19 protein-coding genes and 1 riboswitch are annotated in these 19,887 nt (G+C 66.9%); of the genes, 9 read left to right on the plus strand and 10 right to left on the minus strand.

All coding sequences use genetic code 11. From position 1 onward, the window contains the following. Nucleotides 1-28: 28 nt before the first annotated feature. Together AC1DFU_RS13565 and AC1DFU_RS13570 are read left to right on the plus strand one after the other, a co-directional pair. On the plus strand, nucleotides 29-1,231 hold the full coding sequence (locus tag AC1DFU_RS13565; RefSeq protein ID WP_441593334.1) for an ammonium transporter: 1,203 nt from the start codon (nucleotides 29-31) through the stop codon (nucleotides 1,229-1,231). Between the two features lie 153 nt (nucleotides 1,232-1,384). Continuing rightward, entirely contained in the window at nucleotides 1,385-2,251 is an 867-nt protein-coding gene (locus AC1DFU_RS13570; RefSeq protein ID WP_092296659.1) for a mechanosensitive ion channel family protein, read from the plus strand. Here AC1DFU_RS13570 and AC1DFU_RS13575 read toward each other — a convergent pair whose 3' ends face one another. Further along, nucleotides 2,252-3,469: a Bcr/CflA family multidrug efflux MFS transporter gene (locus AC1DFU_RS13575; protein ID WP_092296662.1), complete on the minus strand. Its 1,218-nt coding sequence runs from the start codon at nucleotides 3,467-3,469 to the stop codon at nucleotides 2,252-2,254. 192 nt (nucleotides 3,470-3,661) lie between these two features. Here AC1DFU_RS13575 and AC1DFU_RS13580 point away from each other — a divergent pair, with 192 nt between their 5' ends. Next, nucleotides 3,662-4,246: a hypothetical protein gene (locus tag AC1DFU_RS13580; RefSeq protein ID WP_092296665.1), complete on the plus strand. Its 585-nt coding sequence runs from the start codon at nucleotides 3,662-3,664 to the stop codon at nucleotides 4,244-4,246. A gap of 114 nt (nucleotides 4,247-4,360) precedes the next feature. On the opposite strand, the gene mdoH is transcribed toward AC1DFU_RS13580, so the two are convergent. From mdoH to AC1DFU_RS13595, 3 genes are all read right to left on the minus strand, one after another. Next, a complete protein-coding gene (mdoH, locus tag AC1DFU_RS13585) occupies nucleotides 4,361-6,964 on the minus strand; it encodes a glucans biosynthesis glucosyltransferase MdoH (protein WP_092296668.1) in 2,604 nt (867 codons plus the stop codon). Continuing rightward, complete coding sequence (locus AC1DFU_RS13590; RefSeq protein WP_441593336.1) at nucleotides 6,937-8,451, minus strand: glucan biosynthesis protein G; 1,515 nt, start codon at nucleotides 8,449-8,451, stop codon at nucleotides 6,937-6,939. The genes mdoH and AC1DFU_RS13590 overlap by 28 nt, the downstream gene beginning before the upstream one ends. A 447-nt stretch (nucleotides 8,452-8,898) precedes the next feature. Beyond that, on the minus strand, nucleotides 8,899-9,042 hold the full coding sequence (locus AC1DFU_RS13595; protein WP_441593262.1) for a hypothetical protein: 144 nt from the start codon (nucleotides 9,040-9,042) through the stop codon (nucleotides 8,899-8,901). Nucleotides 9,043-9,053: 11 nt separating this feature from the next. Here AC1DFU_RS13595 and AC1DFU_RS13600 point away from each other — a divergent pair, with 11 nt between their 5' ends. Next, nucleotides 9,054-9,470 carry an RT0821/Lpp0805 family surface protein gene (locus tag AC1DFU_RS13600; protein WP_092296671.1) on the plus strand — a complete coding sequence of 139 codons (417 nt, stop codon included), beginning with the start codon at nucleotides 9,054-9,056 and terminating at the stop codon, nucleotides 9,468-9,470. 24 nt (nucleotides 9,471-9,494) lie between these two features. On the opposite strand, the gene AC1DFU_RS13605 is transcribed toward AC1DFU_RS13600, so the two are convergent. The 4 genes from AC1DFU_RS13605 to AC1DFU_RS13620 all read right to left on the minus strand — a co-directional run bounded on the left by AC1DFU_RS13605 (nucleotide 9,495) and on the right by AC1DFU_RS13620 (nucleotide 13,889). Continuing rightward, nucleotides 9,495-11,213: a mechanosensitive ion channel family protein gene (locus AC1DFU_RS13605; protein WP_092296674.1), complete on the minus strand. Its 1,719-nt coding sequence runs from the start codon at nucleotides 11,211-11,213 to the stop codon at nucleotides 9,495-9,497. Nucleotides 11,214-11,310: 97 nt separating this feature from the next. Next, a complete protein-coding gene (locus AC1DFU_RS13610) occupies nucleotides 11,311-11,787 on the minus strand; it encodes a surface-adhesin E family protein (protein ID WP_092296677.1) in 477 nt (158 codons plus the stop codon). Between the two features lie 146 nt (nucleotides 11,788-11,933). Beyond that, a complete protein-coding gene (ribB, locus tag AC1DFU_RS13615; protein ID WP_092296680.1) occupies nucleotides 11,934-12,623 on the minus strand; it encodes a 3,4-dihydroxy-2-butanone-4-phosphate synthase in 690 nt (229 codons plus the stop codon). Nucleotides 12,624-12,751: 128 nt separating this feature from the next. Further along, nucleotides 12,752-12,919: riboswitch (FMN riboswitch) on the minus strand. Nucleotides 12,920-12,998: 79 nt separating this feature from the next. Further along, entirely contained in the window at nucleotides 12,999-13,889 is an 891-nt protein-coding gene (locus AC1DFU_RS13620; protein WP_092296683.1) for a helix-turn-helix domain-containing protein, read from the minus strand. Between the two features lie 175 nt (nucleotides 13,890-14,064). On the opposite strand from AC1DFU_RS13620, the gene AC1DFU_RS13625 reads away from it, so the two are divergent. From AC1DFU_RS13625 to AC1DFU_RS13645, 5 genes are all read left to right on the plus strand, one after another. Further along, on the plus strand, nucleotides 14,065-14,364 hold the full coding sequence (locus tag AC1DFU_RS13625; protein WP_092296686.1) for a type II toxin-antitoxin system RelE/ParE family toxin: 300 nt from the start codon (nucleotides 14,065-14,067) through the stop codon (nucleotides 14,362-14,364). Next, entirely contained in the window at nucleotides 14,361-14,708 is a 348-nt protein-coding gene (locus AC1DFU_RS13630) for a HigA family addiction module antitoxin (RefSeq protein ID WP_092296689.1), read from the plus strand. The genes AC1DFU_RS13625 and AC1DFU_RS13630 overlap by 4 nt, the downstream gene beginning before the upstream one ends. Before the next feature lie 142 nt (nucleotides 14,709-14,850). Then, nucleotides 14,851-16,164 carry a hemolysin family protein gene (locus AC1DFU_RS13635; protein ID WP_092296692.1) on the plus strand — a complete coding sequence of 438 codons (1,314 nt, stop codon included), beginning with the start codon at nucleotides 14,851-14,853 and terminating at the stop codon, nucleotides 16,162-16,164. A 353-nt stretch (nucleotides 16,165-16,517) separates the two neighbouring features. Continuing rightward, entirely contained in the window at nucleotides 16,518-17,840 is a 1,323-nt protein-coding gene (locus AC1DFU_RS13640; RefSeq protein ID WP_441593266.1) for a GGDEF domain-containing protein, read from the plus strand. Nucleotides 17,841-17,991: 151 nt separating this feature from the next. Continuing rightward, on the plus strand, nucleotides 17,992-18,123 hold the full coding sequence (locus AC1DFU_RS13645; RefSeq protein WP_092296698.1) for an entericidin A/B family lipoprotein: 132 nt from the start codon (nucleotides 17,992-17,994) through the stop codon (nucleotides 18,121-18,123). 115 nt (nucleotides 18,124-18,238) lie between these two features. On the opposite strand, the gene AC1DFU_RS13650 is transcribed toward AC1DFU_RS13645, so the two are convergent. Then, nucleotides 18,239-18,880, minus strand: coding sequence for a bifunctional 4-hydroxy-2-oxoglutarate aldolase/2-dehydro-3-deoxy-phosphogluconate aldolase (locus AC1DFU_RS13650; RefSeq protein ID WP_092296701.1), 642 nt, complete (start codon nucleotides 18,878-18,880; stop codon nucleotides 18,239-18,241). A gap of 58 nt (nucleotides 18,881-18,938) precedes the next feature. After that, nucleotides 18,939-19,874, minus strand: coding sequence for a sugar kinase (locus AC1DFU_RS13655; RefSeq protein ID WP_441593269.1), 936 nt, complete (start codon nucleotides 19,872-19,874; stop codon nucleotides 18,939-18,941). Between the last annotated feature and the right edge of the window lie 13 nt (nucleotides 19,875-19,887).

Raw genomic sequence — 19,887 nt, forward strand, 5'->3', positions numbered from 1 at the left:
TGCTCCCATTTTGAGCATTGAGGTAGCAATGGAAAACTGGAAAACGGGCGCCGATGCGATGTTCATCCTGCTCGGCGCCATCCTGGTACTCGCCATGCACGCGGGATTTGCATTCCTGGAACTCGGCACGGTGCGCAAGAAAAACCAGGTGAATGCACTGGTGAAAATCCTTGTTGATTTTGCCGTTTCCACGATTGCTTACTTTTTTGTCGGTTATACGGTGGCGTACGGGGTGCAATTCATGTCCGGTGCCGAAGTCCTGGCACAAAAGAGCGGATATGAACTGGTGAAATTCTTCTTCCTCGCCACATTTGCGGCGGCCATTCCGGCGATTATTTCGGGAGGCATTGCGGAGCGCTCGCGATTCAATCCGCAACTGGTCGCCACATTCATCCTGGTAGGTTTTGTCTACCCGTTCTTCGAAGGTATCGCCTGGAACAACCGCTTCGGCATCCAGGACTGGATCGCCTCGGTTGCAGGCTCGCCGTTTCACGATTTCGCAGGCTCGGTCGTCGTGCATGCCGTGGGCGGCTGGATCGCCCTGCCCGCCGTGTTGCTGCTGGGCGCCCGGCGCGGCCGGTACTCGAAGGACGGCCGCATCAGCGCGCATCCGCCCTCGAACATCCCCTTCCTGGCGCTCGGCGCCTGGGTGCTGGCGGTGGGCTGGTTCGGCTTCAATGTGATGAGCGCCCAGACCGTGGACAAGATCAGCGGCCTGGTGGCCATCAATTCGCTGATGGCGATGGCCGGCGGCACGCTGGCGGCGTGGTGGGCCGGCCGCAACGACCCCGGCTTCGCCTACAACGGCCCGCTGGCCGGGCTGGTGGCCGTGTGCGCCGGCTCGGACCTCATGCATCCGCTCGGCGCGCTGATCACCGGCGCGGTGGCCGGCGTGCTGTTCGTCTATTTGTTTACGCTGGCCCAGAACAAGTGGCATATCGATGACGTGCTGGGCGTCTGGCCGCTGCACGGCTTGTGCGGCGCCTGGGGCGGCATCGCGGCGGGCATCTTCGGCACCCATGCGCTCGGCGGCATGGGCGGGGTGTCGCTGGTCGCGCAGCTGATCGGCACGGCGCTCGGCATCGTCATCGCGCTGGTGGGCGGCACGGTAGTCTACGGTGCACTGAAGAAATTCGTCGGAATACGACTGGATGCCGAAGCCGAGTTCAATGGCGCGGACCTGACCCTGCACCGCATTTCGGCCACCCCGGAGCGCGAGACCAACTGGTAATCCACCCTTGTTGGGACTGGGAGAAAGCGGCCGGACAGCGTTCCGGCCGCTTTGTTATTTGCGCATATCGAACGGCGGATTTTCGCGAAATTATTAACTTGAACTTGCCCGCGACGAGGCCAATAATGCCCTTGCCTAACAGGAGCATGCCCCATGGATACCTCTTCGTTGCAGAGCTTTCGCGAGTTGATCGTCGGTTACGCCACCGTGTTCGGCGTCAAGATCCTGGCCGCGCTGGCCTTCTGGGTGATCGGCCGCTGGCTGATCCATTTCGTCGTCCGGCTGGTCCAGAACTCGCTGGCCCGGCAGAAGGTGGACCCCACGCTGCTGCGCTACGTCGGCTCCATCGTCACCGTCACCCTCAACGTGGTGCTGGTGATCGGTATCCTCGGCTACTTCGGCATCCAGACCACCACCTTCGCGGCGCTGATTGCGGCGGCTGGCGTGGCCATCGGCATGGCGTGGTCGGGGCTGATGGCGAATTTCGCGGCCGGCGCCTTCCTCGTGGTGCTGCGGCCGTTCAAGGTGGGCGATTTCGTGACCATCGGCGGCGTGACCGGCACAGTCAGGGAGATCGGCCTGTTCGCCACCACGCTCGACACGCCGGACAACGTGCTGACCGTAGTCGGCAACAACAAGATCTTCTCGGACACCATCCAGAATTTCACCGCCAATGCCTACCGGCGCGTGGAACTGAAGGCGCAGCTGGCCGGCTCGACTGACGCGATGGCCGCCGTGGCACTGCTCAAGGAGCGCATCGGCGCGATTCCCAACGTACTGGCCGAACCGCCTGTCGACGTGGAGATCCTCGAGTTCACGCTGGTCGGCCCGGTGCTCGCCGTGCGGCCGTACTGCCATAACGATCACTACTGGCAGGTCTATTTCGATACCAACCGCGTGATTCGCGAGAGTTTTGGCCAAGCCGGATTTGCCGCCCCGATGCCGGCGCAGATGGTGGTCATGCAGCCCGCGCCGGCCATGCCGATGGCGCCGGCGACGCCCGCCAACCAGGCCGCCTGATCAGGCGGGCACGGCCGCGCCGGCCCGCCCGTAGCGCCGCAGCAGGACCGCGCTGCAGCCGCACACCGCCATCACCACGGCCAGTGGCAGCGCGGTACCGTCGTGCCATACGCTGACGGCGGCGCCAGCCAGCGTGCCAAATCCGAACTGCAGCGTGCCCATCAGCGCGGACGCGGTGCCCGCGCGATGGCTCTGGTGCGCCAACGCCAGCGCCGACGCATTCGGCGTGATGCACCCCATACCCGCCAGAAAGACGAAGAAGCCGACCAGCAGCACCGGCAGCACGGCCATGCCCGCCAGCGCCGCGACGGCCAGCATCAGGCCGGCCAGCAGCGGCGCGTACAGGGCCATGCCCAGCACGGCGTCGAGCGAGCGCGCACGCACCAGGCGCGTATTGATCTGGGACATCGCGATCAGCCCGAACGCGTTCGCCCCGAACACGAAGCCATAGTGCGAGGGGTCGATGCCATGCAACTCGATCAGCACGAACGGCGAACCGGCGATATAGGCGAACATGCCTGCCTGCACGCAGCCGGCCGCCAGCGAGTAGCCCAGGAATTCGCGGTCGCGCAGCAGCTCCCAGTAGTTGCGCAAGACGGTGCCCGGGTGCAGCGTGCGGCGGTGCGCCGGATCGAGCGACTCCTCCATCCGTGCGTGAACGAACCAAAGGATCAGCACGGCCGCGCCACAATGGATCCAGAAAATCGCGCGCCAGCCCAGGGCAGAGAGGACGGCCCCGCCGATCAGCGGCGCGAGGATCGGCGCCAGGCCCATCACCAGCATCAAGGAAGAAAACGCCCGCGCCGAATCCTTGGCCTCGAGCCGGTCCCGGATCACGGCGCGCGACACCACCAGGCCGGTGCAGCCGCCAAGCGCCTCCAGGAAGCGCCACAGCATCAGGGACTCCACGCTACCGGCCAGCGCGCAGCCGGCAGCGGCGGCGCCGTACAGCGTCAGTCCTATATAGAGGGGGGCCTTGCGGCCGTAGCGGTCGCTGATCGGACCGTAGAACGCCTGCCCGATCGCCAGCCCGACCAGGAAGGTGCCCAGCGTCAGTTGCACCTGCCCGATCTCGGTGTGGAGGTCTGCCGCGAGCGCCGGAAAGCTCGGCAGATACATGTCGATGGACAGGGGCGCCAACGCGGTCAGCGACGCGCAGATCAACAGCCAGAGGGGAAAACGTGGAGCAGATGTGGAGGCGCGAGGGCTGGCAGTCATGAAACGGTTCCGAAGACAAGGCGCAATTGTTGCACAGGTTACAAAGCGTGCTTTCGGTGTGGCGTGGCTTTCGCATGCACGGGGGTGGAGGGTACAATGCCTGCCTGTCGGCACGGATGTTGCGCCGACCGCGTAGTCGGACGCACAGCGGGAGACGGGTCACGGGAGCCGTCCCCGGCAACGCTAGCCCGCATGACCATACGACAAACGCCGATTATTGTTTCGCTGAGCCTGGTTGCCCTGGCAACCCTGCCGCCGTTGCCCGCGTGGGCCGCGCCGGTCAGGGCGCCGGTCACGGCTTCCGCGCCGGCACCCGCTCCCGTGCCTGTGGTGGATGAAGCCGACGCGTTGTCGCGCATGCTCAAGGGTGCCGCCACCGGGCAGAACACCGGCGGCGCCGGCGTTCCCGAACTGCTCCGCAACACCAGCCGCCCCGACGGCGTGCTGGCCCGCGCCTGCCGCCAGCTCAACGATGCCCTGCCGATCGAGATCGATGGCGAGACGCGCCTGCGCCGCTGCCAGTCGGTGCCGGGCAAGCATGTGCTCTTCCAGCTGGAGTTGACCAACTATCGCGGGCCGATGCTTGACCTGGCCAGCTTCGAGGTCAACTACGCCGCGCCGCTGCAACGTAACATCTGCGCCAACCGCGACGTGGAAATTCTGACCAAGCTTGGCGTCAGCATGATGTTCCGCTACATGACCCGCAAGGACCGCGGCGAGCGCCGCGTGGGCGATGTCTATATCAATGCGCCGATCTGCGTGTCGGCCCTGAGATAAGACCCACCCCTCCCCCGATACAACGGTTTAAAACGACAGGATGAAAAAAACGGCAGGTCAGCCTTCCCTAGGCTGACCTGCCGTTTTGACTTTGCGCGCGGCTTGAGTCGTCGATCAGGCCGCGCGCGGCCGCAGCGGCAGCACGTTGGCGGCGCGGCGCATCAGCACGCGCGTCTCCTTCCACGCTGCATCGGCCAGGGGCGAGCCCCAGACCAGTTCGTGCAGCTTGGAGAGTGCGAACGGATCGCCGAGCAGCACATGCTTCTGCGCCGCCGACAGCGATTGCGGACCATGCGTCAGCGCATGCTGCACCAGCGTGCCATGCTGCAGGCGCGTGGGCGTGGGCTGCACCTTGCGGGCGGTGGCCGTGGCGCACATCAGCGCATTGGTCACCGGGTCCACCACGGCGTCGACGAAGCCCGGCACGTCCTGTGCCGCCTCCACGTGCTGCTGGGTTTCCACGATCTCGCGCGGCACATTGGCTTCCTCGGGAATCACGAACAGCCCGGCGCGGCGCATGGCCCGGCCCAGCGTCACGCGCGAGAGCAGCACCGACAGCGGAATCGAGAGCGCCAGCGAACCGACAATCGGCAGCAGCCACCAGATGAAGCCCGGGCTCAGCCAGTACACGCCCGCGCCCCAGACCAGGCCCAGCACCGTGTGCCAGCCGTGGCGGCGGAACGCCTCACCCCAGGAGGTCTCGGCATCCTCGCGCGGGGGCGACTTCCACGAAATGCCCCAGCCGCTGTACGCCGCGACCACGAACTTGGTGTGGAACAGCATCCGCGTGGGTGCCAGCAGCGCCGACATCAGCATTTCCAGCAGCATGCTGACGATGAGCCGCACCGGGCCGCCGTACTGCCGCGCGTCCTTGAGCAGCAGGATCACGCTGGCCAGCTTCGGCAGGAACAGCAGCGTGGCCGTGGCCGAGAACAGCGCGAGCGCCTTCTCCGGGTGCCACTCGGGCCAGGTCGGGAACAGCTGGTATTGCTGCGTGAAGTACTCGGGCGGCACCAGCGCGTGCTTGGCCAGCGCGGCGGTGGACAGCAGCAGGAACAGGAACCAGAGCGGCGCCGACAGGTAGGCCATGATCCCGGTCAGGAACACGGCGCGGTGCACCATGTGGAAACCCTGCTTCATCCAGAGCCGGAAGTTCATCAGGTTGCCCTGGCACCAGCGGCGGTCGCGCTTCACCTCATCCAGCAGGTTCGGCGGCAGTTCCTCGAACGAGCCCGGCAGGTCATAGGCAATCCACACGCCCCACCCTGCCCGGCGCATCAGCGCGGCTTCGACGAAGTCGTGCGACAGGATCTCGCCCGACAGCGGCCCCTTGCCCGGCAACGGCGCCAGCGCGCAATGCTCCATGAACGGCTTGATGCGGATGATCGCGTTGTGGCCCCAGTAGTGGGACTCACCGAGCTGCCAGTAATGCAGGCCGGCCGTGAACAGCGGGCCGTAGACGCGCGTCGAGAATTGCTGCACCCGCGCATAGAGCGTGTCCCGTCCCACCGCCAGCGGCGCGGTCTGGATGATCCCGGCGCCGGGGTTGGCTTCCATCAGGCGCGTCAGCGTGCCCAGGCATTCGCCGCTCATCACGCTGTCGGCGTCGAGCACGATCATGTAGCGATACTTGCTGCCCCAGCGGCGGCAGAAGTCGGCCACGTTGCCGGTCTTGCGCTTCACGCGATGGCGGCGCCAGCGGTAGAAGATACGGCCGAAGCCGCCCACGGCGCGGCAGATTTCCATCCAGGCATCGTGCTCGGCGGTGCGCAGGTCGGGGTTGCCGCTGTCAGAGAGGACGAAGAAATCGAAGTGGGCGAGGTCGCCCGAACGTTCGAGCGACTCATACGTCGCCCGCAGCCCGGCGAAGACGCGTGTCACGTCCTCGTTGGCAATCGGCATGATCACCGCCGTGCGGGCGGATGGATCGATTGGCGCGTCCGGCGCGGCGCTGCGCGAGATCAGATGGCGGTCGCCGCCCTTGGCCAGCACCAGGAAGCCCATCATCGCCGTCCAGAACCCGGCGGACACCCACGAGAACAGGATCGCGAACAGGGCCAGGATGGCCACTTCGAGCGGATCGGCGCCGTGGTACGGCAGCACCTTGGCCATGAAGTACGTGGCCACCGTGGTCTGGGCAACCACCAGCCCCAGCAGGAACCAGCGGCGATGCGAGCCGGCGGGATGCCACTTGCCCTCGGCGTCGGGGCCATCGTGCAGGGTGTCCCAGGTCTCGGGCACGGGCGGGCGGCCCATCATCTTGCGCCAGGTATTGCGCAGCCAGCCGCTCACCACATGGGGTGGCCACTGGCGCGGCACCATCGACGCGCGCTCGGGCTTCGGCCCGGTATCCACGCGCACGGTGCCATCGTCGCGGCGCTGCAGCAGCGGCTCGCCGTCCACCTGCGGATTGCCGTAGGCCATCGTCAGGCGGCGCGGCACCGAGGCGTAGGTCGGACCGCCGGGCGTGGCGGTGACAGCGGCCTCATCGCCCTCGCGCTCCTTGGGGTCGCGGCGGGCCAGGCGGGTCTGCAGTTCGATCATTGCGGAAGGCACCTCGATGCCCTCGGCGGGCACGGAGGTCACCGGCGGCATGGGGGTGTCGGCCAGCAGTTCGCTGCGCAGCTCGGGCGAGGCAGGCAGGCGGTCGACATAGCGCTCGCATGCTGCCGCCTGGGCCGGGCGATGCTTTAGCCGGGGGGAATGATGTAGCTCCATGTCTCGGATAGGGTTGTATTGCCGTTGCGAAGATAGCCGCGCAACTCAACCGGCTTTGTCTCGTCCTTGCGGCGCATGAACAGCGTCATGCGCCAGCCGCCCGTGGCTTCGTTGCGGCGGACCGAGGTCTTCAGCAGTTCGCCGTTGGCGTCCGCCGAGATCACGGGGTCCAGCCGCGCATCCTCGGCCAGCTTCTTGAAGGCCGGGCCTTCGAAATCCACGGTCAGCGAGAAACTCGTGTCGTCCTGCTTGCGGGTCAGCCCCTGGCCGCGCCGGGTCTGCGTGACCCACGACAGCGGCGGCAGGTTCTCGCCATCCTTCTGCCATTTCAGGCGGTATTCATAGTCGAAGGCCTGCTTGGGCTTGGGCGGGTTGTCCGGCACCCAGAAGGCCACGATGTTGTCGTTGGTCTCGTCCGGCGTCGGAATCTGCACCAGCTCCACACGGCCCGAGCCCCAGTTGCCCTTGGGCTCCACCCAGCCGCTTGGCCGGCGCTCGTACCACGCGCCCAGCTCCTGGTAATTGTCGAACGTGCGGTCGCGCTGCATCAGGCCGTAGCCCTGCGGGTTGGTCGCCGCGAACGACGTCACCAGCAGCCGCTTGGGATTGACCAGCGGGCGCCAGACCCACTCCCCGGTACCCAGTTGCACGGACAGGCCGTCCGAGTCATGCACCTCGGGTCGGAAGTCCGCATTGGCGGACGGCTGGTTTTCGCCATACAGGTACATGCTGGTCAGCGGGGCCAGACCGAGCTTGGTCACGTTTTCGCGCAGGAACAGGCGCGACTTCACTTCCATCACCGTCTCGTTGCCCGGCTTGATCACGAAGCGGTACGCCCCGCTCATGCGGCGCGAATCCATCAGCGCGTAGATCGTCACCTGCTTGTCGTTGGCGGACGGCCGCTCGATCCAGTATTCGACGAAACGCGGAAATTCCTCGCCCGAATTCAGTGCCGTGTCCACAGCCAGCCCGCGGGCCGACAGGCCATACCACTGGTCCTTGCCCAGCGCGCGGAAGTAGCTGGCGCCCAGGAACGAGGCCAGTTCATCCTTGCGCTTGCCCTGGTTCAGCGGGTATAGCAGGCGGAAGCCGGCAAAGCCGAGTCCCTTGAGCTTGGCCGCATCCACCTTGTGCGAGCCGTAGTTGAACGCGCCCGGGTCGAAGCGGAACTCGCGCACGCTGTTGCCCACCACCTCGTTGATGCGCACGGGCTGATCGAACACCATGCCCTCGTGGTAGAACGAAATCTCGAACGGCAGTCGCGCGCCGCGCCAGGCAAAGCGCTCCGGCTTGTATTCGATCTCGCGATAGCGCTCGTAGCTCAGGTCCTTCAGCTCGGCGGGCAGGTTCTGCGGCGCCGGCTTGTAGGGCGCGCCCGAGAGCTGGCGCGCCTTGGCGGCCACGGTCTCGAAGTCGAACGCATGCGCGGACAGCGCCGCCACGGCCAGCACCCCGCCCCCCAGCCAGCGTCCCAGCCCTCCCAGCATCCCGGATAAGCGGCGCGCGGGCGCATCGGTCGGGGCGTGGATGGGGCGGAACGGCGAGGTGGTTGCGGTCATGAAGGCCGGAAAATGGATGGATGGCGACCCGGCACGTCGGCGCGGATCGAAAGTGTTCAACAGACGTTTCAGCGTGCGTCCGACTGTCGGCCGCAGGTCTCCAGAGCAAGAGACGGACCAGGCGTCGGATCCGATTCAGTCGGGATCGGTATCGACCGGTCCGTAACGGATTTGTTGCATTGCGATGCGAAACCATAACAATTCGAGACTTAAAAGTCACGTTTCGCTGGCGCAACGTTTGCAACAAAATGTTCAAGCGGTAGCTCCAAAGCCGCTTGGGACAAGCGTTTCCGGCATATGGGCAGGGTTCGCCCCAGCGTCCGGCCCATGACCGTGCCGCGCCCGGATGGCTGCGCGGACACATGGCAATCCACGCTAGGTCAGCGGCGGCACGGTGTCAAACCGCACTGCGGCGGAGGCGATGCTGCGCCGCACCGGGGCGCCAAGTGTCTCGGGAAGCATCGCGATGCCCCCAAGCGGCGTGGGCGCGCTTACAATCGCCACGTCATCCATTCTCACGAGGAATCGTCATGCACGCCCGGGGTACCCTTCGCCGTTCCCATCTTCGACTGGCGCTTGCCGCCAGCCTTGGCTGCGCCCTGCTGCTTGGCACCGCCCAGCCCGCCCTCGCCTATTTCGACAACTACCTGTCCGGCAGCATCATCGGCACGCTGAACCAGAAGGAAGCCGCCTCGCTGCAACAGACCGTGCGCAAGATCCTCGACGGCGGCCCCGACAACGAAAGCGTGACCTGGAACTACCCGGGCGCCGGCAAGCGCGCCGCCATCCTCGGCACCATCACGCCCGTCACCACCAAGGAAGACAAGGGCCAAAAGTGCCGGCGCCTGAAGTCCGAACTGCAGCGCGGCAGCGCCACCGAAGCGTGGTCGGGCTGGTTCTGCAAGCAGTCCAACGGCGCCTGGAAGGCCCGCCACGTGGCGGAGTAAGTCCGAAGCTGGCCGAGGTTGCACTCACGGCCGCGTGGCCCGGCGATGCGGGTGCGCGGCCGGGTCCACCTCGGCATGGCCCGGCGCCTCGAACCAGCGGGCCTGCGGTACCACCACGCTCTGGCCCGGCTGGTCGATGAAATGGGGCGACATGATCTGCACGCCGTGGGTGTTGAACACATCCTGGATGGCCGCGTGCAGTGCCGACAGCGCAAAAAAGCGATTGCGCGGATTGTCGATCGCCGTGAACAGCTCATATTCGACGTAGAAATCCGATAGCCCGCGCTGGAGCACGAACGGCGTGGGCGCCGCCACCACGTGGGTGGCGTGGGCGGCGGCTTCCAGCAGCATTGCGTGGACCTGCCGCCACGGCGTGTCATAGCCGATGGTGACCGAAGTGGACACCATCGCGCCCTGCTCGGCGGTGCCAGGGTCGCGCGTGGCGCCATGGCGCGAGAAGTTGTGGATGGCGCTGCCCACCACCACTGCGTTCGGCAGCGTCACCTCCTCGTTGCGCAGGTTGACGACCTTGACCGACAGCGCGTCCAGCCCGATCACCGTGCCCACCGTATCGCCAATGCTGACCATGTCCCCCCGGCGCAGCGCGCGCGAATAGACCACCACCATCCCGCTCATGATCTGGTTGACGATATTGGCCGAGCCCAGCGTGATCATGAAGCCGATCAGCACGGACAGGCCCTTGAACACGTCGCTCTGGGAGCCGGGGATATAGGGATAGGCGAAGGTGAACCCGAGCGCCCAGACCAGCACGCTGGCCAGCCGCCGCGTGGCGCCGGCCGTTTCCGGGTGCATGCCCGGCACCGTGATCTGCCCCTTTTGCACGGCGACAAAGATATTGCCGACCAGCCGCTGGATCGCGCGGGTGATCAGCAGGATGACCACCACCGTGACCAGCCCCGGGATCGACTCCACGATCGACACGCCGATATGCCGCAGCAGGCCAAGGAAGAAGGCGCCCATGCGGTCGCCGAGCGGTTCGGTCAGCGGAAACTGCTCGAGCGCGAACTGGAGCCAGAGGAAGCCCAGCGCGATGACCGAGCCCACCGCCAGGATCTGGACGATGCGGCTGACGAGCTGGTAGACCGCGCCGGTCCAGTCGAACTGGCTGCCGCTGCGCTGTTGCAGATGAACGTCCAGCGCGTGTTGCAGTGCGCCGCGCATGCGGCTGCGGGCGCGGCCAATGCCCCAGATCAACCCGACCATCAGCGCCAGGCTGCCCAGCGACAACAAGGCCCCGCGCAGCAGGTTAGGCCAGTAGAGCTGGGCCCGGCGGGCGTCGATAACGGCCTGGAGCCGCGCGCGCGTCTGGGCGGCTGCCACTTCGATCGTCAGGCCATCGGTAGGATCGAGATCGCCCTCGACCAGGGCGAAGAGCACGCGGTCGCCAAGGCGGAAGGCCACGCCGCTGACATCGCCGAGCGTGCCGCTCAACTGGCTCAGTGGCAGCCCCAGCTCTGACTCGCTCAGGTTGTCGAACGTGGTTTCGGCCCGCTCGGCGCGGGTGGCGGGGCCGGCGCCGCCCAGGGTGCCGCGCAGGGTGGCGACGGGCCGGTTCATCAGCCGCAGTTCCACGGGCGTGGACTGGGCTGCGGCCGTGGCGGCCGCCGGAGGAGAGGATGGTGCGGCCGGCGCTGACGCCGCGTGCACCCATCCACAGAAGATGCCGACCAGTCCAATAGTCGTCAGCCAGAACCATGCCACCTGCCGCCATGCGTGCGCCATGCCTGCCCCCTCGTGTGGACGTGAGGCGAAGCATAGCGTGTCGCGGCGGAAAACGGGACCGCTATTGACGAGCGGCCTTAGCCCGTGGCGGTTGGCCTCAGCGGCAGAGCCGGCTCATCAGCTCCCCGGCGAGGGTGCCGGAGGCAATCGGCTGGGGCATGCCCGTCTGCGGGGCGCGGATCGTATATAGCGATTCGCCGCGCGCGTAGCGCTTGCTGTAGAGGGTCTGCTCCACCACCGCGAACATCGACGTGGCGCAATTCAGCACCATCCGCTTCAGCGACGAGCGAATGGCGTCGCCGCTGGCGGTGCGGATCACGCCGCCCGTTGGGGCGTTATGCATCAGCACGACGCCCACCTCGGGGCCGCGACGGCGCACGGCGGTCTGATCGAAGTAGGAGGTCATGCCGGTGGCGCCCACCATCGGCACCCAGCGTTGGGGGTCCGGCGGGGCGGGATCGGCCTGCCCGCCGGCGTGGGCGGTCAGGCAGAAGCACGCGCCGGCCAGGACGGTCAGGCGTGCGAGAAATCGGGGAAATCGCGAAAAATGCGGGAGGAACGCGCGAACAGACATCGGGAAGCCCTCGTCATGACGGGAAAAAAGCAGCCCGCATTGTCGCACAGCGAGGCTGCCTATTCGCCCGTTTGGCGCGATGAAACTGCATCAGATTGCGTCATCGCGCCGGGCCGAAGGCGCCTGAGGCGCCCTTCCGGGCTCCCTCAGCCGTTGATTTCACGCCAGGCGGCGAGGTCTTCGATGGTCAGCACCGGCAACTGGTACATCTCGGCAAACGCCAGCGCCTCGGGGCGGCGCGCCATGGTGCCGTCCGGATTCATCAGCTCGCAGAGCACCGCCGCCGGCGACAGTCCCGCCATCCGCGCGAGGTCCACCGAACCTTCGGTATGGCCGCGCCGCACCAGCACGCCGCCGTCGCGGGCCACGAGCGGGAACACGTGGCCGGGGCTGACCACGGCGTCCGTGCCGGCATCCTCGGCAATGGCCGCGCGGATGGTGGTGATGCGGTCGGCGGCGCTCACGCCAGTGGTCACGCCCTCGCGCGCCTCGATGGAGACGGTGAAGGCGGTGCCGTACTGGCTGAGGTTGTTCTCCACCATCGGGCGCAGGCCGAGTTCGCGGACCTTGGTCTCGGTCAGGCACAGGCAGACGATGCCGCTGCATTCGCGGATCATCATCGCCATATTGGCCGTAGTCAGGCGCTCGGCGGACAGGATCAGGTCCGCCTCGTTCTCGCGGTCGTCGTCATCGAGCAGCACGACGGGACGGCCCTCACGCATGGCCTCGAGCGCGTGCGCGATGCGCTCGGCCAGCGGGCGCGGATCGGCATCGGCGATGGCAAGGTTGGCGCCAGAATTAACGTTCGGGAGATTGACTTCGGTGTGGTGCAGCATTGAAACGCTCCATATATAGGGATCAGTGGGCGTTTCAGGGTGGATCAGCGAAAACCCGCAAAAATACGACGACGCTCCGCGGCGCGGGCGGACGTGTCCACGCGCGCAAGGCCGGCTTGCGGATTTTCGCCCATCTTCTTTCATCCGGACTCTGACCGTCGGCCCTGGCCTCTCACCAGGTCTGCTGACCCCGCACGGGAATGCGGGCGCTCGCGGGCTCGCTGCCTCGCGTCATCGATGCACGACGCTGGCAACATACCGCCGGTGGGGACTTTCACCCCGCCCTGAAGACGTAACGACGCCGTGGCGGCAGGCGTTTTCCGCACTGCCACAACGGCCCGGCGATGTTAGCACGAGCGTGCGATTCTGGCTGAACTACGACTCGAGCGCGCGCTCGGGCGCGGGAGTGCCGGCCAGGGACTCAAACAGGTCGCGGGTGGCCTCGTCGGCCGGGAAGAAGCACTCGATGCGCAACTCTTCCAGCGTGACGTCCTGCGGAATGCCCAGCGTGGTCAGGGTGGAGAACAGCGACGCGCGGAACCGTCCAGCCTGGACGATCACGGGCAAGACCGGCGGCGGCGCGCCGTCCGCCTCGGGGTCATCCTCATCCGCCAGCAGCTCGCCGCCGGGCCCCACCATGTCTGGATGCCATGCGGCGATGCGGCGAAACATCTCACGCGCCACCTCATCGTGCGCCTGCGCCTGCAACGCCTGCCAGACCCGGCGCACGAGGTAGCGGCCCACCTGCTGCGCGTTCTCGATCATCGGCCAGAGGCCGTCCGGGTCGAACACGGTCAGCATCAGGTTGATGCGCCGGCCGTCCTCATCGAGCGAAGCGGGCCGGCGCCCCGCCAGCAGCGTGCCGAACATGCGCCGGTACGCGGTGTTGGCGTCCACCAGATTCCAGAACCGGTCCAGCACCACGGCGGGATAGGGCTCCTGCTTGCTCAGGATCAGCGCAATGGCCTGCCGCACCATGTGCAAGGGCGGCGCCGCCAGCGCGTGTTCGCTATAGGCCGGCGCGAAGCCGCTCGCCAGCAGCAAGCGGTTCCGCTGCCGCAGCGGCACGGCGAGGCGGTCTGCCAGCGCCAGCACCATCTCGCGACTGGGCCGCGCCCGGCCCGACTCCAGAAAACTGATATGGCGCTGCGATACACCGGCCGCGAGCGACAGCGCGAGCTGGCTGTAACCGCGCTTGCCGCGCCAGTAGCGCAGCAGGGCGGGGAAATCGAGAGCGGCTTCGGAGCCGGGCGTGAGGGATTCCATGGCGGGTATTACAGCATGGGCCGGGAAGCGTGACGATTCCCTTGCAGGTAATCATCGTGATTCACAGGTTTCAGATTCGTCCCATGTCGCAATGGCGCGCGGCTTTCTAGGATGACGGTTCACCCTCATCCTTGATGCTGGCCATTTAATGCAATACGTTATACCATCGACATCCATGATCCGGACGTTCGCCAATAAAGCCACGGCGGCCCTGTTCTGCGGCCGGTACGTCAACACCCTGCCACGGCATATTCAGGCCACGGCGTTCAGGAAACTCGGGCTGCTGGACGCGGCGGCATCGCTGGTCGACATGCAGGCCCCGCCGGCGAACCGGCTGGAACCCCTGCGTGGCGCGCGGCGGGGCCAATGGAGCATCCAGATTCACAACCAGTGGCGCATCTGCTTCCGTTTTCAGAACGGCGAAGCATGGGACGTCGACATTGCGGACTATCACCGACAACCGGAGCCAGCATGACCATCACGCGTGAAGACCTGCCGCGCCTCGATGCCAGGGACGTCGAAACGGGCGAGCCCCTCGCGCCGGTGCACCCGGGCGAGATCCTGCGCCAGGACTTCATGGCCCCGCACGGGCTCTCGGCCAATGCGCTGGCGATTGCCCTGCGCGTGCCCGCGCCGCGCATCAACGACGTCGTGCGCGGGCGCCGCGCCATCTCGCCCGAAACCGCGTTGCGGCTCGCGCGGTATTTCGGCACGACGCCACAGTTCTGGGCCAATCTCCAGGCGGCGTACGACCTGCGCATCGCCCAGGAGAAGGCCGGCGAGAAGATCGAGCGGGACATCCAGCCGCTGACGGCATGATCCGTGCTTGCGCTGCCGTGCAAGACCGTCCACCGGACGGGCCATTTTCTTGTGACGTGTGCGCCACCGCGCAGTGGTCCGGTCACATGCCGATGGTATGCTTTGACTTTTCAATTCCCGCGCGCATAGGGCGCGCACCCTGATGGAAATAGCCATATTACTGGCGCTCATTCTGGTTAACGGCCTGTTCGCCATGTCCGAGATCGCACTCGTCACGGCCCGCAAGGCCCGGTTGCAGCGGCAGATCGAGAACGGCGACCGTGGCGCGATAGAGGCCGTCAAGCTCGGAGAGGACCCCACGCGGTTCCTGTCCACCGTCCAGATCGGCATTACTTCCATCGGCGTGCTGAACGGCGTGGTCGGGGAATCCACGCTGGCGGCGCCGCTCGGCGAATGGCTCGCGGGCCTGGGCCTGTCGCCGACGACCGCCGGCTATACCGCCACGGCCATCGTGGTGGCCGGCCTGACCTATTTCTCGATCGTCCTTGGCGAACTGGTGCCGAAGCGGCTCGGCCAGTTGGCGCCCGAGGCCATCGCGCGCGCGGTGGCGCGCCCGATCTCGTTCCTCGCCACGGCGTCCACACCATTCGTCAAGCTGCTGGGCGGCTCCACGCGCCTCGTGCTGCGGCTGCTCGGCGTCAAGACCGATCGCGGCCCGGCCGTGACCGAGGAAGAAATCCACGCGCTGCTGGTGGAAGGCTCGGAGGCAGGCGTCATCGAACGTCACGAGCACACGATGGTGCGCAACGTGTTCCGGCTCGATGATCGCCAACTGGCCTCGCTGATGGTGCCGCGCGGCGATGTGGTCTACCTGGACGCCGGCCTCTCCGAAGAAGAGAACCTGCGCCGGATCGAGGAATCGGACCACTCGCGCTTCCCCGTGGTGCGGGGTGGCATGCACGACATTCTGGGCGTGGTCAGCGCGCGTCAGTTGCTGGCCCGCCGCCTCCGTGGCGAGCGTGCCGAACTGACCGCGGTGCTCCAGCCGGCCGTGTTCGTGCCGGAAAGCGTCACCGGCATGGAGCTGCTCGAGAACTTCCGTGCCTCCGGCGGCCAGATCGCCTTCGTGATCGACGAATACGGCGAGGTGCTGGGTCTGGTCACGCTGCAGGACCTGATCGAGGCGATTACCGGCGAGTTCAAGCCCGATGAGGCAGGTGGCGAGTGGGCCGTGCAGCGCGACGATGGCTCGTGGCTGCTGGACGGCATGATCCCGGTGCCAGAATTCAAGGACCGCCTGGGCCTGCGCGCCGTGCCCGAGGAAGACAAGGAGCGCTACCACACGCTGTCCGGCATGCTGCTCTTGCTGCTCGGCCGCCTGCCGCAGACCACCGACAGCGTGCAATGGGGCGACTGGAAGTTCGAGATCATCGACATGGACGGCAAGCGTATCGACAAGGTGCTGGCCTCCCAGGTGCCGCCCGAGGACGGCCCGGAGCCCGAAACCACCGGCTGACCGCCCTGCCCGCCTCACCCCGAAACGGACGCTTATGCGTCCGTTTTTTATTGCCCGCGCCCTAACGCGATTCCTGCTCACTGGTCAAGACGACTTTTGTAGCGACATGCGATTCGTTGTGCAGAATCAAACATCGCTGTTACGCACTGTGCACGTGGGCCTAGCCGTTCTCCTAGTTCTACGCGGCTGCCGTATGATCTGCCTTGCAGCATCCGCAGTACCACGCAGTCGCTAACAAAATCGAGCGGCGCCAGCAGAGCGCCCCGAAAGATGGAATGCATGAACGGGAACGCAAAACGGGTATTGCCGGTGGCTGATGTCTGCCACGGCCTCTACGGCGCCGCGAGTCACTGATGAGCGCGGACACTCACGACACGCCACCAGCCATGGACGGCAACCGCGCGGCCCAGCCGGCGGTGTTCATTGCCGCGCTGGACGAACATCGCGCGCAGGTCGGCACGGCCCATCCTCTGGCCGTGCTGGTCATCCGCCTCGACCGCTTCCAGCATGCCTGCGACACCCTCGGTCCGGCGCGCGCCAATCTGCTGCGCGCAGAGGTCAAGTCGCGGGTGGCCAGCCTCGCCACCATGCCGGCCGTGATGCAATGGCTGGGCCCGGCCGATCTCGGCGTTGCCTGCCTGCTCCCCGAGGGCACGGACGACCCCGGCTGCCTGAGCATGACGATTGCAGCCGTGCTGGGCCGGCCCTATCTGGTCGATGGTTTCGAATTGTTTCTGTCGTGCAGCATCGGCGCGGCGATGGATCACCCCGACAGCGCCACCGAACGCAACCTGCAGCAGGCCTTCGACGCCATGCTGCAGATCAACCGGCGCGGCGGCGACGGCGTTGGCCGCGCCAGCCTGCCCACGCCCCCGCGCATGGCACCGCTGCTCGCCGCCCTGCCCCATGCCATCGCCCGGGGCGAACTGAGCCTGCATCTGCAGCCCCGCGCGTTACTTTCCACCGCCAAGATCGTCGCCTACACGGTGCGGCTGCGCTGGCAGCACGCGGTGCTGGGCCGCATTGCGCCGCACGACTTCCTGCCCGCCGTCGAGGCACTCGGCATGATGGACGAGATGGGGCAATGGATTCTTCAGCAACTGCTGCCCCTGATGCGGGCCACGGAGACCGTGGCGCCGGTGCCCTTCACGCTGCTGGCGTCAAGCTCGCAGTTGCAGTCGCCCGGCAGCATCGACATGCTGCGCCGGGCCGTCGAGGCCTACGGCGTGGGCCCCGGCCGGCTGTGTGTGGAGGTGCCGGTGAGCATCGTGCCAGACAGTCCGGAGACCGCCCACAAGGCTACGCTGCTGCATGACACCGGCATCGGCATGGCGCTCAGTGACTTCACCGACAACGCAGCAAGCCTGCGCGCACTGGAAATCACCCGGCCCGATGTGGTCACGCTCGATGCGCGCCATCTGGGGCACGCTACCCGCAGCGGCGACATCGCCGCCCACCTGCGCGCGGCGTGCGTGCTGGCCCACGCGCATGGCGTACCGGTCTGTGCCAAGGGCGTGGAGACGCGCACCCAGCTGGAGGCCGTGCGCGACTGGGGCTGCGACAGCGTCCAGGGCTATCTGCTCGCCCAGCCCTTCCCCGCGCACTGGCTGGCGCAGACCCACGCGGCCATCGTGGACCGCGCGCGGCAACTGCTCGGCCCCGGCCTTCGCCCTTGATCGGGCACGGTGCCGGAGGGCCTGTTTGTCAGCCGTTTGTAGCCGTTTGTCAGCGTTTTCCTACTTACAAATTGGCACACATCCTGCATCGAGATCGATTGGGGCGACGGTAGAATGTGCCCACTTCTCACTATCCCTAAAGGAGCCACTCGTGAAAAAAGGATGGATCTGGTGCGTACTGTGTGCCACCCTGCTGGCAGGTTGCAACACCATGGCCGGCGTCGGCCAGGACGTGCAGAAGGGCGGTCAGAAACTCGAGAACTCCGCTGAAAAGGCGAAGTAAACGCTCTCCAGCCGAGGCGCCGTAGCGGGCGCTCCGAGGACTAAAAAAGCCGACCGGGAATGAATTCCCGGTCGGCTTTGTAGTTTTTACTCCCCGCTTTCCAGCGGTCGGGCGATCAGCCCTTGCAGAGCCGTGCGGCTTCCTCGGCCAGCTTGCGGATGCGGCCCCAGTCCTTGGCGGCCACGGCGTCCTTGGGCACGACCCACGAGCCGCCCACGCACACCACGTTCGGCAGCGCCAGGTAGTGCTGGGCCTTGATGAGGTCGATCCCGCCGGTTGGGCAGAACTTGAGCTGCGCCAGCGGCCCGTACAGCGACTTCAGCATCGGCACGCCGCCGGCTGCCTCGGCCGGGAAGAACTTCAGGAAGGTGAAGCCGGATTCCAGCGCCGCCATGGCCTCGCTGGCAGTCGCTACGCCCGGCAACAGCGTGATGCCCGCGCCTTGCGCGCCATCGGCCAGCTTGCGCGTCAGGCCGGGCGAGACCGCGAACTGGGCGCCGGCGTCGCGTACGGCGTGAAGCTGTTCCACGGTCAGCACCGTGCCGGCACCCACCACGGCCTGCGGCAGCGCCTTGGCCACGGCCTGGATGGCCTCCAGGGCGACCGGCGTGCGCAGCGTGATCTCCAGCAGCGGCAGGCCGCCGGCGACGAGCGCCTCGCTGACGTGCAGCGCGTCGTCCACCGAGTGGTATTCCAGCACCGGAATCACCGGCACATTGACGAGTCGTTCTAGCAGCGGGGAAGGTTGATTTGGCATGACAGTCCCGATGTTGGGTGGCAAATATGGGGGGCGAAGCACGCCCGTCTGATTCCAGTCAGGCAATCACCGACACGGATTGTTCCAGGCGCGCCTGCACGGTATCGGCGCGCGGGATCGGCGCGACCGCGCCGTAGCCCGTAGTGGACAGCGCAGCCGCCACGTTGGCGTAGCGCGCGGCATCGAACGGATCCGCGCCCGCAGCCAGCCGGGCGATGAAGCTCCCGCCGAAGCAATCGCCCGCGCCGGTGGCGTCGAGCGGCCGCACCGGGTACGGCGGCACCAGCGAGCGCGCCTCGGGCGTGGCCACGTAGCTGCCCTCCTCGCCCAGCTTCAGCGCCACCAGCCCGATGCCGCAGCCGAGCAGGTAATCGACGATGGCATCGCGGTCGTCCAGCCCCGTGAGCACGGTAATGTCGTCCCAGCTCGGCAGGCAGACGTCGGTCAGCGAAAACGCCTCGCGCATGATGCCGCGCGCGCGGGCCAGCGACCACAGCCGCAGCCGCAGGTTGGTATCGAGCGACACCTGCGTGCCGCCCTTGCGCGCGTGCTCCATCGCGGCCAGCCCGGCGTCGCAGGCGCTGGTGCTGATGGCCAGGCTGATGCCGGACAGGTGCAGGAAGCGCGCCTGGGCAATCGCCGCCAGCGGCAATTGGTCATGGTGATAGCGGCTCGCGGCCGAGCCCTCGCGCAGGTAGTCGAAACGGTGGCCGTGGCTGTCGTGCGAGACGAAATAGACGCCCGTGGGCGCCGCCGCATTCACGCTGACGTGCCGCGTATCCACGCGCTCGGTAGTCCAGAGGGCCAGCAGGCGCTCGCCGAAGCTGTCGGCGCCCACCGCGCTGATGTAGCCGGTGGTGGCGCCCTGCCGCGCGGCGGCGATGCAGAAGTTCGAGGTATCGCCGCCAAAGCCCTGCAGGTAGCGGCTGGCGTCGTCGGGCTGCTGGTTGAATTCCACCAGCGGCTCGCCGTAGGCAAGAATGTCGATGCTCATGTCGCAGGGTCTC

This window comes from Cupriavidus sp. 10L45 (assembly GCF_056395225.1).